The organism is Verrucomicrobium sp. 3C, from assembly GCF_000379365.1.
In the GTDB taxonomy this organism is placed as follows: domain Bacteria; phylum Verrucomicrobiota; class Verrucomicrobiia; order Methylacidiphilales; family Methylacidiphilaceae; genus Methylacidimicrobium.
Genome location: NZ_KB901875.1, coordinates 1,437,159 through 1,452,141 on the forward strand (window position 1 = coordinate 1,437,159; position 14,983 = coordinate 1,452,141).

16 protein-coding genes are annotated in these 14,983 nt (G+C 60.4%); all 16 read left to right on the forward strand.

Going from position 1 to position 14,983, the window contains the following annotated elements:
- The first annotated feature begins 14 nt into the window (after positions 1 to 14).
- The 16 genes from A37A_RS0107680 to A37A_RS20050 all read left to right on the forward strand — a co-directional run bounded on the left by A37A_RS0107680 (position 15) and on the right by A37A_RS20050 (position 14,969).
- Positions 15 to 2,027 carry a quinol:electron acceptor oxidoreductase subunit ActD gene (locus tag A37A_RS0107680; RefSeq protein WP_018290934.1) on the forward strand — a complete coding sequence of 671 codons (2,013 nt, stop codon included), beginning with the start codon at positions 15 to 17 and terminating at the stop codon, positions 2,025 to 2,027.
- A gap of 13 nt (positions 2,028 to 2,040) precedes the next feature.
- Positions 2,041 to 2,655, forward strand: a complete 615-nt coding sequence (locus A37A_RS0107685) for a cytochrome c (RefSeq protein ID WP_018290935.1) — start codon at positions 2,041 to 2,043, stop codon at positions 2,653 to 2,655.
- A 2-nt stretch (positions 2,656 to 2,657) separates the two neighbouring features.
- Positions 2,658 to 3,866 carry a hypothetical protein gene (locus tag A37A_RS0107690; RefSeq protein ID WP_018290936.1) on the forward strand — a complete coding sequence of 403 codons (1,209 nt, stop codon included), beginning with the start codon at positions 2,658 to 2,660 and terminating at the stop codon, positions 3,864 to 3,866.
- A 15-nt stretch (positions 3,867 to 3,881) separates the two neighbouring features.
- Positions 3,882 to 4,292, forward strand: coding sequence for a hypothetical protein (locus A37A_RS0107695; protein WP_018290937.1), 411 nt, complete (start codon positions 3,882 to 3,884; stop codon positions 4,290 to 4,292).
- 19 nt (positions 4,293 to 4,311) lie between these two features.
- Positions 4,312 to 5,769, forward strand: coding sequence for a cbb3-type cytochrome c oxidase subunit I (locus A37A_RS0107700; protein WP_020494163.1), 1,458 nt, complete (start codon positions 4,312 to 4,314; stop codon positions 5,767 to 5,769).
- Complete coding sequence (locus A37A_RS0107705; RefSeq protein ID WP_018290939.1) at positions 5,766 to 6,359, forward strand: cbb3-type cytochrome c oxidase subunit II; 594 nt, start codon at positions 5,766 to 5,768, stop codon at positions 6,357 to 6,359. The genes A37A_RS0107700 and A37A_RS0107705 overlap by 4 nt, the downstream gene beginning before the upstream one ends.
- On the forward strand, positions 6,356 to 7,015 hold the full coding sequence (locus A37A_RS18295; protein ID WP_018290940.1) for a cytochrome c: 660 nt from the start codon (positions 6,356 to 6,358) through the stop codon (positions 7,013 to 7,015). The genes A37A_RS0107705 and A37A_RS18295 overlap by 4 nt, the downstream gene beginning before the upstream one ends.
- A gap of 238 nt (positions 7,016 to 7,253) precedes the next feature.
- Complete coding sequence (locus A37A_RS0107715) at positions 7,254 to 9,155, forward strand: cbb3-type cytochrome c oxidase subunit I (RefSeq protein WP_018290941.1); 1,902 nt, start codon at positions 7,254 to 7,256, stop codon at positions 9,153 to 9,155.
- 18 nt (positions 9,156 to 9,173) lie between these two features.
- Entirely contained in the window at positions 9,174 to 9,974 is an 801-nt protein-coding gene (locus tag A37A_RS0107720) for a cytochrome c oxidase subunit 3 (protein ID WP_018290942.1), read from the forward strand.
- Positions 9,975 to 10,001: 27 nt separating this feature from the next.
- Positions 10,002 to 10,313 carry a hypothetical protein gene (locus A37A_RS0107725; protein ID WP_018290943.1) on the forward strand — a complete coding sequence of 104 codons (312 nt, stop codon included), beginning with the start codon at positions 10,002 to 10,004 and terminating at the stop codon, positions 10,311 to 10,313.
- Positions 10,314 to 10,320: 7 nt separating this feature from the next.
- Positions 10,321 to 10,530, forward strand: a complete 210-nt coding sequence (locus tag A37A_RS0107730) for a hypothetical protein (RefSeq protein ID WP_018290944.1) — start codon at positions 10,321 to 10,323, stop codon at positions 10,528 to 10,530.
- Positions 10,531 to 10,538: 8 nt separating this feature from the next.
- Positions 10,539 to 10,835 carry a hypothetical protein gene (locus tag A37A_RS0107735; protein WP_018290945.1) on the forward strand — a complete coding sequence of 99 codons (297 nt, stop codon included), beginning with the start codon at positions 10,539 to 10,541 and terminating at the stop codon, positions 10,833 to 10,835.
- A 51-nt stretch (positions 10,836 to 10,886) separates the two neighbouring features.
- Complete coding sequence (locus A37A_RS21355) at positions 10,887 to 11,132, forward strand: hypothetical protein (RefSeq protein WP_018290946.1); 246 nt, start codon at positions 10,887 to 10,889, stop codon at positions 11,130 to 11,132.
- Positions 11,110 to 11,904 (forward strand): cytochrome c oxidase subunit II, encoded by a 795-nt coding sequence (locus tag A37A_RS0107745; protein ID WP_020494165.1) that lies wholly within the window; start codon positions 11,110 to 11,112, stop codon positions 11,902 to 11,904. Before A37A_RS21355 ends, A37A_RS0107745 begins: the two co-directional genes overlap by 23 nt.
- 1,399 nt (positions 11,905 to 13,303) lie before the next feature.
- Positions 13,304 to 14,347, forward strand: coding sequence for a sulfotransferase family protein (locus tag A37A_RS16425; protein WP_231363824.1), 1,044 nt, complete (start codon positions 13,304 to 13,306; stop codon positions 14,345 to 14,347).
- Positions 14,348 to 14,675: 328 nt separating this feature from the next.
- Complete coding sequence (locus A37A_RS20050; RefSeq protein WP_155996520.1) at positions 14,676 to 14,969, forward strand: hypothetical protein; 294 nt, start codon at positions 14,676 to 14,678, stop codon at positions 14,967 to 14,969.
- Positions 14,970 to 14,983: the final 14 nt, after the last annotated feature.

A 14,983-nucleotide genomic window follows, 5' to 3' on the forward strand; every position in this document is an offset into this window, starting at 1 on the left:
GAGAAGGAATCACGATGCCGATCGCCGAGGAAAGAGTCGAAAAGGGAGAGAGCGGGAGCACGCTCTTGGCTCGTCCCGAGCTAGTCTTGAACCAGAGAGAAGCCTCGTGGGTGACCGATGCGGTCTGCTCGCTGGTGGAAAAGCCGGCGCCGCTCTGGTGGTGGGTGGCAGCGGGGGCTTTTGGTCTTCTGGCGGCGGCGGTTCCGCTGGTCGTTGTCTACTTCGTCAGCACGGGCTTGGGAGTTTGGGGACTGCAGAGCCCGGTCTTCTGGGGCGTTGCAATTCTCAACTTCGTCTTTTGGATCGAGATCGGTCATGCCGGTACCTTGATCTCGGCGATTTTGCTCTTCACGCGCCAACGGTGGCGCAATTCCGTCAATCGGGCATCCGAGGCGATGACGATTTTCGCGGTCCTTTGTGCGGCGGTCTTTCCGCTCTTTCACATCGGTCGACAGTGGATGTTCTGGTACCTGGTGCCCGTACCGGAGTCGTATGCGGTCTGGCAGAACTTTCGAGCTCCGCTGCTCTGGGACGAGTTTGCCGTGGGAACCTATTTTACCGTCTCCTGCCTATTCTGGTATTTCGGTCTTTTGCCGGATATCGCCTCCCTTCGCGATCGAGCAACCAAACTTTGGAAGAAGCGGCTTTATCATGTGCTCTGCTGGGGGTGGACGGGTTCGCTTCGCGCGTGGCGCCACTACGAAGCGGGGTATCTCTGCATCGCCGGGGTGGTCAGCGTGCTCGTGATCTCCGTGGCCTCGGTCGTCTCCACCGATTTCGCGACAACCGTCTTGCCCGGATGGCACACGACCATCTTTCCGCCCGATTTCATTACGGGAGCGATCTTCAGCGGCTTTGCGATGATCGTTACGCTCATGGTCCCGTTGCGTGCGGCCTATCCCGGCCTAAAAGATATGATTACGGCAAAGCACCTGGACAACATGGCAAAGGTGCTCTTGGCAACGGGATCGCTCGTCGGCTACTCCTATTTGATCGAGCTCTTCATCGCCTGGTATGGGGCCAACCCCTATGAGCGCTACACTTTCTGGAATCGGATCACGGGGCCGGACCGATGCACCTACTTCGCCATGTTCGGCTTCAACGTCATCCTGCCCCAGATCTTCTGGTTTCGTTTCTGCCGGTCCCATCCGTGGATTCTCTGGACCAGCTCGATCCTCATCAACGTGGGCATGTGGTTTGAGCGGTACTCCATCATCGTCGTCAGCCTGGAGCGGGATTTCCTGCCCGCCTCTTGGCGCCACTACCTGCCGACCTGGGTGGATTGGGGCCTCTTTTTCGGCAGCGTCGGTCTCTTCTTTTTTCTCTTCCTGCTCTTTCTGCGCGTCTTGCCCACCATCTCGGTCGCCGAGATCAAGACGCTGCTGGCGAAGCCGAAGGGGCGACGAACTAGGGAAGCGGCGGCTGGGGAGTCCGGGTTCCGGCCGGGCCAGGAAATCTACGGCTTGGGCGCCGAGTTTTCTTCGGAAGAGGAGCTGCGGAGGGCGAGCGAAGAGACGAGAAAGAAAGGATACGTCTGGTGGGATGCCTACGCTCCCTATCCCATTCACGGCATGGAACGGGCCATGCGGCTTCCGAAGTCTCGCGTCTCCTTTTTCGTTTTGCTGGGAGGTCTGCTCGGTCTGCTCATCGGAATCGCCATGGTGACGGCCACCTCGATCCCGAGGCCCCCGCTTCTCCAGAGCCTCACAACGGGGCAACTCCAGGGCCTCTTCTACGCCACCGTCGTTCAGGGCAAGCCCTACTTCAGCCTTCCCGCTTTCGTCCCTGTGCTGCTGGAGCTCACCATCCTCTTCGCGGCCTTCAGCGGCTTTCTGGCTGTGGTTTTTCTCGCCCGCCTCCCCCGGCCGCACCATCCGGTCTGGAACTGGGGAGAACTCTCCCGACGGGCGACGGACGACGGTTTGTTTCTCGTCATCGAAGCCAGGGATCCAGCGTTCTCTCCCATCGAGAGTCGCCAATTCTTGGAGAGCTTGGGAGGAAGACGACTCACCTTTATTCCTCGATAGGCCGCCGGGAATCATGCGCACCTTCCTTTTGCTGCTCGCTTGCCTTGTCTTTGCGATCGTCAGCGTGACGGGATTCCGCGGTACAAAGACGACGAGAAACCCCATCGAGATTTTTCCCGACATGGTGCGACAGGCAAAAGTGAAGGAGCAGGCTCCCAGCTTCTTCTTCCCGAATCAACGGGCAAGCCGCTATCCTGTCTTGGGAACAGTGCCGACGGGCGAGGATGCGGCGCGCCTTCCCTATCTCAATACCGGCATGATGGGAGATCGCTGGGGCGACGGAATCCCCATTCCCCTGACAGCGGGAACCCTGAAAAAGGGACAGGAGGGTTTCGGGATCTTCTGTAGCGCTTGCCACGGATCGACGGGGTCTGGCAACGGCATCGTGACCCAGTATGGACTCGTCGGAGTGCCCAATTATCACAGCGAGCATACCCGGCAAATGCCGGATGGCCAGATGTTCTACGTCATCACCCACGGACAGGGGCTGATGCTGGGGTATGGAGCCAATTTGAGCGTGGAAGAACGCTGGGCCATCGTCGCCTACATCCGGGCTTTGCAGTTGAGTCAGAACGCCACGCTTGGGGATATACCGATCTCGGAGCGGCAGCAATTGGGAGGACGGTAGCGATGGTCCATAACCAATCTCCCTCCGATACCCGCGCGGCTGTTCCTGTCCCAGCGGCAAAGTGGAAGACGTTGGCCGCTTGCCTCCAAGGAGCGGGCATTCTGTTCCTGGCCGCCTCGTTTGCCGGGAGCTGGTGGCATGCGAGGGAATTCCTTCATGGCTGGCTCTTTTCCTTCTTTTTCTTCTTTAGCCTCTGTTCCGGCGCCCTCTTCTGGGTGCTGCTGCACTACGTGACCAACGCGGGATGGGGAGTCGTCGTCCGCCGGCAAGCGGAGAACGTCGCCAGCCTCTTCCCTTGGGTCGCTCTGCTCTTCCTGCCGATCGGCTGGGACGTATTCTGGGGCCACCATCTCTATGAGTGGACGAGTCCCGCCCTTGCCCACGATCCGGCCCTTCTTGCAAAATCCGCGTATCTCAATCTTCCGTTTTTCTGCCTCCGGGCGATCTTCTTTTTCGCCTTTTGGATCCTTGCGGCGCATTTTTTTTGGAACAGCTCGCGCCTCCAAGACGGCGATGGGGATCCGTGGCGCACGGTCCGAATGCAAAAAGCTTCTTACGGGCTTCTCGTCGTCTACGGCGCATGCATGACCTTTGCCGCAATCGACTGGCTGATGGGGCTGGACTTCCGCTGGGGCTCGACGCTATGGGGTGGCTATGTCTTCGTGGGGGCGGCGGGAGCAAGCCTCTCCCTTTGGATTCTCATCATCGTCTGGCTGCGGGAAAGGCATCACCTTCCGCAAGTGAACGAGGAGCATCTCCATCTGATGGGCAAGCTGCTGTTCGCCTTCACCGCCCTCTGGGGCTACTTCGCCTTCAGCCAGTATATGCTCATCTGGTATGCCAACATCCCCGAGGAGACCTATTTCTTCATTCGGCGAAACTTCGGAAGCTGGAACTGGCTGGCGATCGGACTGGTTCTCGGCCGTTTCTTCGTGCCGTTTCTCTTTCTGCTCCCGCAGGCGACCAAGCGCAACCCGCGCATGCTCGCCTTGGCTGCTGGGTGGGTCCTCGGGATGCAGGCAGTCGAACTCTACTGGCTGATTCTTCCGCGAGTCTTCGAAAAGGCAGTTGCCATCGGATGGCTCGAGATCGCGGTGTGGGCCGGAATGGGATCTCTCATGGCGGGTGCATTCCTGCGACGGCTCCTCTCCTGCGAGCTCTATCCTCTACGTGACCCTCGCTTGCGGGAATCGGTGGAGGTGATCAGCTAAGGGGGAGGATTGAGGATGCCGATCGAAAACGCTTGCACGAGAAGGGAAGCAAAGGACGGCCGAGCCGGTGCGGGAAGGGGCGTCTCCCCGAGCGTGGCGGCAATCGCGTGGGTTTTGCTACTTCTGGTCTTGCCGTCGATTGGGGTTTCCTTCCTCACCCGGAGTCTGGCGCAGGCGGAGGAAGAGGCCGCCAAACTGGGATTGAGCGAGAGAGTCACCCGGCTGGAAGCTCTGCGAAGGGCGGATCGCGAAGCGCTCGGCAGTTACCGGTGGCTGGATCGCGGTAAAGGGGTCGTAGCGCTTCCCATCGAGCGCGCGATGGAGTTGGCGGAGGAGCGACTGAAGAGCAAGGCGGTAGGCCCATCCGAGGTCCTTCTTCCTGGTGCGCTTTTGCGGCAGCCTCCCTCTCCCGCGCCGAAACCATGAACGAGAGGAGACGGTAACCATGGCAAAGACTTTGGCATCCGAGGAAGCTCCAGAAAAGGCTTCACCCGGCGAAGCCGGCCGGTCGCTGCGAGCACCTTTCCTATGGCTCCTTGGGCCTGCGGCCGTCTGGCTCTGGGTGGCGACCATCCTGGCCCTGCTCGGCAGTCTCAAGCTCGTCGATCCTCGGTTCCTGGGTGCGTGGGGTTGGCTCACCTTCGGAAGAATCAGTCCGGCCGCTTTCCTCAGCTTTGTCTACGGATTCAGCATCCCAGTGGGACTGAGCGCGGCTCTCTGGGCCGTCACGAAGGGAGGGCGGCTTCCGCTTCTCGGGCGGCGATGGTGTCTTGCCTCGTCCTTCCTTTGGAACGTGGGATTGTGGGGCGGAATCACCGGGGTGCTCGCTGGGGAAAGCCGCTCTCTCTCCTGGCTTGGATTGCCGACATTCTCCCTGCCGTCCCTGGGGTTGGCCTACCTCTTGTCGGCTGTCTGGTTGGTCGCTGCTCTCGTGGGCCGATGGGAGGAAACTTCTCTGGCGTCGCGTTTTCTCCTTCTGGGGCTGGTCTGGATTCCGTGGGGTGGAGGCGTAGCGGCGCTCATGCTACACGATCCAGCGGTGCGCGGGGTGGCCGTGGCTTCGCTCGAATGGTGGTTCAACGACGGGCTGCTCTATGCGGGCTTGGGGGCATTCGCCCTCGGCATCGTCTATCTCCTTGCCCCCGTCTTGCTGGGTTGCCCGCTCGCTTTTCCCCGGCTCGGTCGCTTAGCCTTTTGGTCCTGGGCTCTTTTTGCTAATCTTGCTGGGACGGCGCACCTAGTGGGCGGGCCTTTCCCCCTCTGGATGGTTTCGTTAGGCGTTTCCTCCCGCTTCCTGCTCTGGGTGGCAGCCGCAGCGGTCGGGGTGGGATTCTGGGTTGCGGCGCGCGGGGGACTAGCGGAGAAGAAGGTTTGGGATCCGACTTGGCATTTCCTACGCTTCGGGATGATTTCATTTTTAACGGCTGCGGGGCTTGGGGCGCTGCTGATCCTGCCGGCTTGGAGCCGCTATGTGCACTACACTGTCCTGGAAGAGGCTCAGTTGATTCTCTTCCTGTACGGCTTTTTGAGTATGACCTTCTTTTCCCTGCTCTACGCCCTCTTACCGCAGGTGCTGGGTCGACCCTGGCCGTCGCCGACCTTGGCGAAGGCCCACTTCCGGCTCAGCAGCTATGGGATCAGTTTTTTGGTGGGCCTTCTCGTCGTTGGCGGATTCTTTCAAGGCGTGGGGCTCGACGACCCCGAGCTACCCATTCATGAGGTGATCGTCTCACTTCTCCCTTTCCTCCGCAGCGCCGCGGCGCCGGCGATGGCCTTGTTGGCGGCACATGCGGTTTTCGGGCTGCATCTTCTTTGGCTTGTCGTGGAAAGCGGCTCGAACCGTCGCGTGGCGGACGAAGTGGCGGTTCCGGGTACCGGCATGGAGGGAGTTCGCACGTCGTGACCGAGCCAAAGCGAGTTCTCCTGGGCATCCTTCTGGCGACAGGAGTGGGGTGGCTCCTGCTCGTCTGGATGCCCCTGCGAAAGCTCGGGCCGGCCAGCGCGGCGGACGGGGGAGCGCCCTTCGGGCGAGCGGTCATTGGCGGGAAGGTTTACGCAGCGAACGGATGCGCCTCCTGTCACACGCAGGTAGTTCGGCCACCCAACCTAGGCTCAGACATCGCCCGAGGTTGGGGGGCGCGTCGGACCCTGCCAACGGAGTACCGAGAAGAGCACCTCGTGCCTTTGGGCGTGCTCCGTCTGGGCCCGGATCTTGCCAACGTGGGAGAACGCCGGACCGAGCCCTATTGGTACTATCGCCTTTTGTACGACCCTCGGACAATCTATCCGGGAACGCTGATGCCGTCCTACCGGTACCTGTTTGCGCGCGTCCCGCTGCTGGGAACGCCGCTGCCCGACTCGCTTTCCTTATCCGGCCGAGATGCGCCGCCTCTTGGGTTCCAGGTAGTCCCTGGCCCCAAGGCTCGGGGCCTGGTTGCGTATCTGCTCTCCCTCAAGAGAGTTCCGCCCGGGGAGACGGGAAAGACGCCATGACTCGCGAAGATCAGCGGGAAGAGAGGAAGCAGGAGAGCGCTCCGGAAGAGCGCATCCCCTGTCCCTTCCTGATGTTTGCAACCGTCATCGTGCTCTTCGCGGGTGCCTTTTTCCTCCGGTATAGCGGGGGGTTGCGCTGGGACGTCTATGACGCGAGCGGATACCTTGCCGGTCTTCCCCGGCCTGCCGCGCCGCTCGCTGGGTCGACAGCCCCCGGGGGCGGGCCGACGCAAAAGCCCGCGGCAGCCAACCCGATTGAAGTTGGACAGGATGTCTATCAAGCCAATTGTGCCGCCTGTCACCAGCCCTCCGGTCAGGGGATGAGCGGGCAGTTCCCGCCGGTCGCCGGCTCGGACTGGGTGAATGGGGATCCACGGATGCTGGCGGCGATCGTCCTTGGCGGCTTACAGGGACCGGTCCAGGTTGCAGGAGCGGAATACAACGGGATGATGCCGGCTTGGAAGACGGTGCTGAGCGATGCCAAGATCGCAGCGGTTCTGACCTTCCTGCGTCAGTCGTGGGGCAATCACGGCTCCGCTGTCGAGGAAGGGCAGGTGAAGGCGGTCCGAGCGGAGACGGCAGACCACGGGGCACCCTGGAAGGTCGAGGAGGTCGAGACGCTTGCCGGCAAGGGCGCGGGGAAGGAAGCAAAGTAGGCCACGAAAATGGGCGGCCGGCATGTCTCCTCTGGGGAAAAGCGGAGGTCTCTCGGGAGAACCCCTAAACGAGAAGCCTCCAAAAGCCGCCTTGGGGGTTGGCCGAGCCCCAGGGATGCGTGAGGCTTGCGCGGAAACCTGTTATGATAACCAAAGCAGAAAAATCTTGTCAGCTTGAGAGGAAATCATTCAGTTGTAGCGAAAGGGAGCAACGAGAGAATCTAGCGTTCTAAAAGCCATGAAGGAGGGAACGGGAGTGCCGCAGGAAAGGAACGAGCAGGGGTACACGACAGGACGGCCGCAAGGCGGCGGGAGCACGGCGACCGCGCAGGGAGCCGGCCATCACGAGCACCAGATCGAACTTTCGTGGTGGAGGCGATACGTCTTTTCCACCGATCACAAGGTGATCGGCATCCAGTACATGATGACCTCCTTGTTCGTCGCCCTCTTCGGCTTCGGTCTGATGGTGGTGATGCGCTGGCAGCTCTCTTTCCCTGGGAAGCCCGTGCCGGTGATCGGTCCGCTCTTGACTGCGGTCTTCGGCGCCAACATGGCCCCCGGCGGCGTGATGACCCCGAATCTCTACAACTCCTTCGGCGCCATCCATGGAACGATGATGATCTTCATGGCGATCGTTCCCGCGCTCTTCGCCGGCTTCGGCAACTTCGTCGTTCCCTTGCAGCTCGGCGCCCCGGACATGGCCTTTCCCCGCCTCAACATGGCGAGCTTTTGGAGCTTCTTCGCGGGTGTGGTGATCATGCTCGGGAGCTTCCTGGTTCCCGGAGGAGCGGCAAAATCGGGTTGGACCTCTTATGTGCCCCTGGCCGACGTGGCCGACACGGGAATGGGGTTCGAGCCGATTCTCAACGGGCAGACTCTCTGGCTGATCGGCATGGCCTTCAACATTACCGGATCGCTGCTCGGCTCAATCAATATCATTGCCACCATCATTCAGCTTCGCGCCCCCGGCCTGCAATGGATGCGGCTTCCCGTCTTCGTCTGGTCCGAGCTGGTCACGGCTTTCCTATTGCTCCTGGCGTTTCCCCCGCTCGAGTCAGCGGCGATCCTGCAGTTGATGGACCGGCTTTTCGGAACCAGCTTCTTCTCACCCGACGGCCTCGTCATTGGAGGTCGCCACTGGCCGGTGAGCGGGGGCGGCTCGGCCTTGCTCTGGCAGCACCTTTTCTGGTTCCTCGGCCACCCCGAGGTCTACGTGCAGATTCTACCCACCATGGGAATCGTGGGTGAGGTCTTCGCGAACAACACACGGAAGCCCTTGTGGAGCTACAAGATCTTCGTCTATTCCCTGTTGGCGATCGGCTTCCTCTCGATGGTCGTTTGGGCGCATCATATGTACATGACGGGCATGGGGCAGAGCATCAGCACCTTCTTCCAGATCTTCACGACCGTAATTTCGATTCCGTCGGTTCTTTTGGGAACGGTTCTTCTCCTTTCCCTTTGGGGTGGGTCGATCCGGCTTTCGACGCCCATGCTCTTTGCCCTTGCTTGGCTGCCGATGTTCGGAATCGGCGGCTTGACCGGCCTGCCGCTCGGGTGGACCGCTTCGGATATGGTGCTCCATGACACCTACTACGTGATCGGCCACTTCCACTACATGATGGCGCCAGCCTCGATCATGGGGCTTTTCGCCGGAATCTACTACTGGTTCCCCAAGGCAACCGGGCGGATGCTGAACGAATTTTGGGGAAAAGTGCACTTCTGGATGACCATCATCTTCTTTAACGGGGTCTTCTTCCCCATGTTGGTCCAAGGGTTCGCTGGAGTGCATCGTCGCTGGTACGATGGGGGAGCCGGCTGGCAGATGGCGCAGCCCGTGCTCTGGCTCAACCAGGTCATGTCCGTTTCAGCCTGGATTCTTGCGGTTGGACAAATCCCTTTTATCATCAACTTCTTCTGGAGCATCTGGCGCGGGAGGAAGGTCGACTCGGACAACCCATGGCGAGCGAACACACTGGAGTGGGCGACCCCGACCCCTCCCGGACACGGGAACTTCCTCCATCCCGTCACGGTCTACCGTGGTCCCTACGAGTATAGCGTTCCGGGAGCCCCTCGTGACTATCTGCCACAGTGGGAGGGGGAAGAAAGCAGAGTCGCCGAAGCGAAACTCACCACTGTCTAACGGAAAAGGAATCACGAGATGGAACTGGAAATCCCCTACACCGTTACCGCGCGGCCAGATACGGGCTCGTACAACGCGAAGATCGGCATCTGGCTCTTCCTGGCTTCGGAAGTCATGCTCTTTGGCGGCCTCTTCTCGGCGTACATCTTCCTCCGGATGGGGGCGACCCATTGGCCGCACCACCTGCTGAACGTGCCTATCGGGCTCTTCAACACCTTCGTGCTGATCACCTCCAGCATTACGATGGTGATGGCCTGGACCGCGCTAAAGATGCGGCAATTCCAGAGCTATCGGCGCTGGCTTGCGGCGACGCTGGTCTGCGGCGTGGTCTTCCTAGGGATCAAGTCGATGGAGTACAAGGACAAGTTTCACCATTACGGGGTCATCCTCAACAATGGGCAGGAGATCACGGGGCACCTGGAAATGACTCCGGCCGAAGCACTGAAAAGCCCGACGCTTCGGATCCTGCCGGACGCGGAAGATGCCGGCAGCTTCGGTTATCAACTGCAGTCGATTTTCCGCCGGCCAGCTACGGGTGAAGAGAAGGTGCTCGAGATCCCAAAGAGCGATATCCAGTGGTGGTCGAATTTCACTCCTCGGTACAGCACCTACCTCGCGACCTACTTTACGATGACCGGGCTTCACGGACTCCACATCCTTGGAGGATTGTTGGTGCTCGGCTTCTTCTGGGGGCCGGGCGCAAAGCTCTACCGAACCAACCCGGAGCATCTGGCCAATCGCGTGGAGGTCGCGGGCCTCTTTTGGCACTTCGTAGATCTGGTCTGGATCTTTCTCTTCCCCACCCTTTATCTTTTATAGGATGACCTTTCCCAGCGGAGACAAGCCATGAGCGAAGAAATCCATGATCCCCGGAAGCAAGTTCCCGCCTATCTCAAGGTGTTCGGACTCCTCCTGCTGCTTGCCGTAATCAACGTTGCCGCCTCCTACCTCCCGCTCGGCGGAGGAAACATCGGGGTCGGGCTGCTTGTCGCGGGAACGCAGGCGATCCTGGCCCTGGGAATCCTGATGCACTTCTTTTGGGAGAAGAAGACCGTGCATCACCTAGTGGCTCTTGCGCTTGGTTCCGTGGTGGTGTTACTTGTGATCTTCGTCTGCTGCTATGTGGACCAGCTCAACACTGTCACCTCTGTAAAGTAGGGTCATCATGTCGTTGCGGCAGTTTCACCTCGTCTTCGTGACCGTCGTCACCTGCCTCTTTCTCGGAATGGGAGGCTGGTCGCTGAAGGGTTACTTCGATCATCAAGGGGGATTGCTTCTCTGGTTGGGCGCGGGCTCTTTTGCGGGCGCGCTGTTGGTAGTCGTTTACGGGGCTTGGTTCCTGCGAAAGACTCGGCGGATGGGACTCATCGAATGAGAGTACGAATGAGCAAGCTTCTGTCCGTGGGCGGAGGGCTCCTCTTCCTCGGGGTACTAGGGCTCATCGTGACGGGGGACGCCTTCTATGGCTCGGCGCTGAATGTCCCTGCGCTTGGGCATGAGCCCGGAGATGCTGCGGCTTGGGCACTGGTGGCGGTCGTCTTGATCCCGCTGGGAAGCGTGGCGCTGCTCATTTGGACGCTCTATCGGCGGTCTCGGAAGCCCCCGCCAGCCTATGCGGAGTTCCTGGAGGAGGCGGATCGGGAAAAAGCGGATGTCGGCGGAGAAACGCGGTATCGGTAGTGGAATGCGCATCCTTCCTCGGCAAGGAAAGAGGATCGGAGGAAACGGTAGATGAATGGTTTGGGCGCCGTGCGGCTCTTCCTCGTCGGGCTCGTCTGTGGAGTGCCTGCGCAGAGCTGGGCCTGCGCGATTTGCGGAGTGCCCAAGTCTCCGGCAACTCGGGGGATCCTGCCGGCCGTGGTGCTGATGCTGGTACTGCTTGGGCTGGTGTTCGGTGCCTTCCTTCGTTTTTTCATTCGGGCTAATCGGTCAAAAAATCAATCGGGAGGGTTAGATGGTGTTCGCACTTCTTCTTGAGCTTACTGGCATTTCCCCCTGCATGTCCCAGCATGGGCGGCAGATCGATGAATTCATGGAGATCATTCTCTGGTTCTCGCTCATCCTTTTCGTGATCTGGTTCGGCTTTTTCGCCTATGCCCTCTATCGGTTCCGGGAAGACAAGAGCCCAAGGGCCAGCTACGAAGGGCTCAAGGCGGATTGGCCAAAGCATTTGGAGTGGACCATCATCTTTGTGGAAACGGTGCTTCTCTTCGGGTTTTCGGTGCCGCTTTGGGGAAACCGGGTGCTCGACCCTCCGGGACCGGGGGAAGCCGTGACCTTGGAGGCGGTAGCCCAGCAATTCGGATGGATTTTCCATTACCCGGGACCGGACGGCAAGCTGGGCCGCCGAGACATGCGGTTGGCCGACGGGATGAATCCGATCGGCATCGACAAGAACGATCCGGCCTCCAAGGACGACATCATCACGATGAACGAGATGCACGTGCCCGTCGGCAAGCCCGTCCTAATTTACCTGGGTTCCCGGGACGTGGTTCACAACTACTACGTCATCCAGATGCGTATTCAGCGCGACGCAATTCCCGGCCTGACCATTCCGCTGTGGTTCACGCCGACACACACAGGCCGTTTCGAGATCGCTTGCGGCCAGCTCTGCGGGGTTGGGCATTTTGCGATGAAAGGGTTTCTCGTTGTCGACACCCAGAGCGACTACGAGACTTGGCTCAAGGATGTGGGCCAGCTTTCGCAGATTGCGCCACCGACTGGCGAGAAGGTAGTCGCGCGGCAGTAACTTAGCCTGCCTGCGGAGTTAATGCGAGAGATCCGCAAAGCTTGCGTAGCCTTCCTTGCGGGATGGTGAGAAGTTTTCTGCCGGAGCCTTAAAGGGCGGAAAACGAGCTAACCGCCATTGCTCACAAGCTTTCTCTCCTGCGGCTTGAAAAATGGGCTTGTCTGCTTCGCTCTCGCTTGGTTTTCCATCCTTGCAGTATGTCCTCATACAACTCCGGTGGAAAACCGGCGCCCCGCCTCGCATCCAAGTCCATTTGCGGCGGCTCGGCCACGAAATTTGTGTGGAGTCGAGAAGTGGCGCGGTGCGACGTAGGAGAGCCATAGCGGGAGCTGCCCCTTTCGGTATGACAGTGCCTGAGTATCTCTCCCTATCGGCCGTTTCCACTCCCCGCTCATCAAACCGAACAGGCGGATTTCCCGCATTCGGCTTCCGGACAAGGTTGGCGCAGGATTATGCCCACGGTAAGCTCCACGTACATCTCCCGAGGGAGATGAGGTCGAACTTGCCTTCGCTTTCTCCTGCAACGTCATCTGGAGCTTCCGAATACGCAAGGGAGGTTGTAGGCGTACCGCCACTCTCCGTTCTCGCTCCTTCCGACGTTTCCCTTGAACTAAGGCCCCTTCCCTCCCTCGGACTTTCTCCGAGCTCACAGGTAGTATGGACCTATCCGACTCCCACCTGGTCCCGCTTCGGCCCCTCGCAGGGCAGCGGTCGGTCCGCTCGGGGCCAACCCGAGCTCCCGGCCAGCTGGGCCTCCCGTGTTGATGCATCGTCCTTTGCCCGCATGCCCTCGCCCAATACCCCGGCGGCTCTCCCCAGTGCACGTATTGCTCTCCTTCCCAGGGAGACAACGGCCTTCGCTTCTCTCTCACGAGCTCGGCGTCCGCATTGCCGGTTTCGAGGCTTTGTTCAGCGTTCACTTGCCTTAGGGCCTGCTTGCTCGCTGACCCGCTTTTCGGGCCTTTTCCCCCAGAGGCTTCGACCACCGGCGTTACCACCAGTAGCCGCTCCGGGTGCTTCCAGCTGGAGCAATAGTTGCCGGGTGGAGATCACTCCCTCCCCACTGGGCGATGCACCCTTTTCACGGCGCACGAGAAATGGCGGCTAGGCCGTGCCTTTTTCTGCAAGAAACCGCGTTCCCGAAGGTTTACTCAAAGGTGTAGGAGTTGTGACACGAGCAGCGAGATCTCACTTTTCTGGAGTCGTCGCCACGGATGGTCGGGCTCGCCTGGGCTGCAGTCATCACCGAATCACAAAGGTCGTACCCGAGGTGAAGCCAATGGGCAGGGAAGCAAGGCGGGGACGGAAGGGTGCGGCGGAATGTCGGCTTCGCGTCTCGGGACGAGGGGAGCAGCATCCTCTTCCTCCGATAAAATCCCACGCTGTCCTCGTCCTCGGCATGCACCGGTGCGGCACCAGCGCCCTGACCCGGTTCCTCGGCTTTCTAGGCGTGGAGCTAGGATCCGAACTAATTGAGCCGGCAACGGACAATCCGACCGGCTTTTGGGAGGACGCCAGGTTTCTCGCCATCAATCGGCGGTTGACCTATCTGGTGGGAGAAGAGGGGGATCGCTTTTGGGAGCATTCGGTGCCCCTGGAAATCCCCTTATCTTCCCCGGTAGTGCGGTCTCTGATGTCTGAGGCTATCGAGGAGATTCGAGGGAGGTTTGCCGCCTGCGCGTGGTGGGCCTTCAAGGATCCGCGGACCCTCCGGGCGCTTCCCTTTTGGGAGGAGGCGTTGGTTCAAGCCGGGATGGAGATCATCGAGGTGATCGCCGTCCGCCATCCGCTCGCCTGCGCAGAATCACTTCTGCGGCGGGATGGCATTCGAGAGTATAGTTCCCTCCTTCTTTGGGCCAGCCATTATCTTGCCCATTGGCCCCGAGTCGCCGCCAGGCCCTTTGTCGCGGTCGATTACGACCGGCTCTTGGAGGAACCGGAGCGGGAGCTGCGGCGCCTGAGCGGTCGGCTGAGGCTGCCTTGGCGCGAGGCGGCGGCGGAGGAGGCGCGCCGCTTTCTGCGGGCCGACCTCCGGCATACCCGGTTTACGACCGAGGATCTAAAAAATCGGCCTGACATTTCCCTGCTGGTCCTAGAGACCTTCGAAGCACTCCAAGATCTTTGCGCCGACCGTGAACCGAAGGCGGCTTCCTCCCGGATGCGGTGTCTCCACGCGGAGTTCCGGCGAATGGTGCCGCTGCTCCACGTAATCGATGAAGCGTGGCTCCAAACCAAGTCGGTTCTCATGGCGGATCTGCAAGAGGACCGGGCCATTCTTGCGACGCGAGAGCGGGAGTTGGCCGGCTTGCGGACGCGGATCGAAGCGTCGCACATTTACCGGTTGCTTCTTGGGCTCCGCATTTTGGAAAAGATCGTTCCGCAGGCTGAGGAAGCGATTGATCGGATCGCGGATCGACGAGTCGGAGTGAGGGAGAAGGTCTAGCCGCCATTGCTCACAAGCTTTCTCCTGCGGCTTGCAAAATGGGCTCATCCGCTTCGTTGGGCTTGGTTTTCCCTCCTCGCGGGAGGACGTCATACAAGTCCGAGGGAAAACGGGCGCCCCGCCTCGGGTACGAACTTTGTGAGACCTGCAGGCCAAATCCCCGCAGGCTTACGGGACGATGAAGATCTTGCCGGTGTACGGACAGCGCACCTCCGTTCCTGGAGGAAACCCTCTCACATCCACAAGACCAGCGTCCGGGGCGTAGGGGCTCTTCACGTAACCCGGCTTGCCCTCGACGGCAAGCCCCTTGGGATACCTTGTGCTCGCGGTGGACGCTCCGCCGGAAGACTGGCCTTCCTGTCCCCACGGTTTATATTGCCCGGTCGCCGGAGTCTGGCTGGAGGACGTTCCCGTTGAGGAGGTCGAGGAAGGAGATGTGCTTGCCGGTGGATTGCTAGCCGCCGATTCCGGCTGGTTGGCGGGCTGGGGCATCGAGCCCGAGCTGGCGCCTGCGGACTCACCGCTCTTTACCTTCTTTGACCGGGAAGCGCATCCCAAGACGAAGAGACTCAAGCATAACGAAACCAGAAAGATCTTTTTCATCCCTTGCGCAGGAGAGTAGTGAGATCCTTTTCC

Coding starts and splice junctions, on each gene's coding strand:
- A37A_RS0107730 (WP_018290944.1), top strand. CDS start 10,321: ATGTCGTTGCGGCAGTTTCACCTCGTCTTCGTGACCGTCGTCACCTGC.
- A37A_RS16425 (WP_231363824.1), top strand. CDS start 13,304: ATGCACCGGTGCGGCACCAGCGCCCTGACCCGGTTCCTCGGCTTTCTA.
- A37A_RS0107685 (WP_018290935.1), top strand. CDS start 2,041: ATGCGCACCTTCCTTTTGCTGCTCGCTTGCCTTGTCTTTGCGATCGTC.
- A37A_RS0107695 (WP_018290937.1), top strand. CDS start 3,882: ATGCCGATCGAAAACGCTTGCACGAGAAGGGAAGCAAAGGACGGCCGA.
- A37A_RS0107725 (WP_018290943.1), top strand. CDS start 10,002: ATGAGCGAAGAAATCCATGATCCCCGGAAGCAAGTTCCCGCCTATCTC.
- A37A_RS0107700 (WP_020494163.1), top strand. CDS start 4,312: ATGGCAAAGACTTTGGCATCCGAGGAAGCTCCAGAAAAGGCTTCACCC.
- A37A_RS0107715 (WP_018290941.1), top strand. CDS start 7,254: ATGAAGGAGGGAACGGGAGTGCCGCAGGAAAGGAACGAGCAGGGGTAC.
- A37A_RS0107720 (WP_018290942.1), top strand. CDS start 9,174: ATGGAACTGGAAATCCCCTACACCGTTACCGCGCGGCCAGATACGGGC.
- A37A_RS21355 (WP_018290946.1), top strand. CDS start 10,887: ATGAATGGTTTGGGCGCCGTGCGGCTCTTCCTCGTCGGGCTCGTCTGT.
- A37A_RS0107745 (WP_020494165.1), top strand. CDS start 11,110: ATGGTGTTCGCACTTCTTCTTGAGCTTACTGGCATTTCCCCCTGCATG.
- A37A_RS18295 (WP_018290940.1), top strand. CDS start 6,356: ATGACTCGCGAAGATCAGCGGGAAGAGAGGAAGCAGGAGAGCGCTCCG.
- A37A_RS0107735 (WP_018290945.1), top strand. CDS start 10,539: ATGAGCAAGCTTCTGTCCGTGGGCGGAGGGCTCCTCTTCCTCGGGGTA.
- A37A_RS0107680 (WP_018290934.1), top strand. CDS start 15: ATGCCGATCGCCGAGGAAAGAGTCGAAAAGGGAGAGAGCGGGAGCACG.
- A37A_RS0107690 (WP_018290936.1), top strand. CDS start 2,658: ATGGTCCATAACCAATCTCCCTCCGATACCCGCGCGGCTGTTCCTGTC.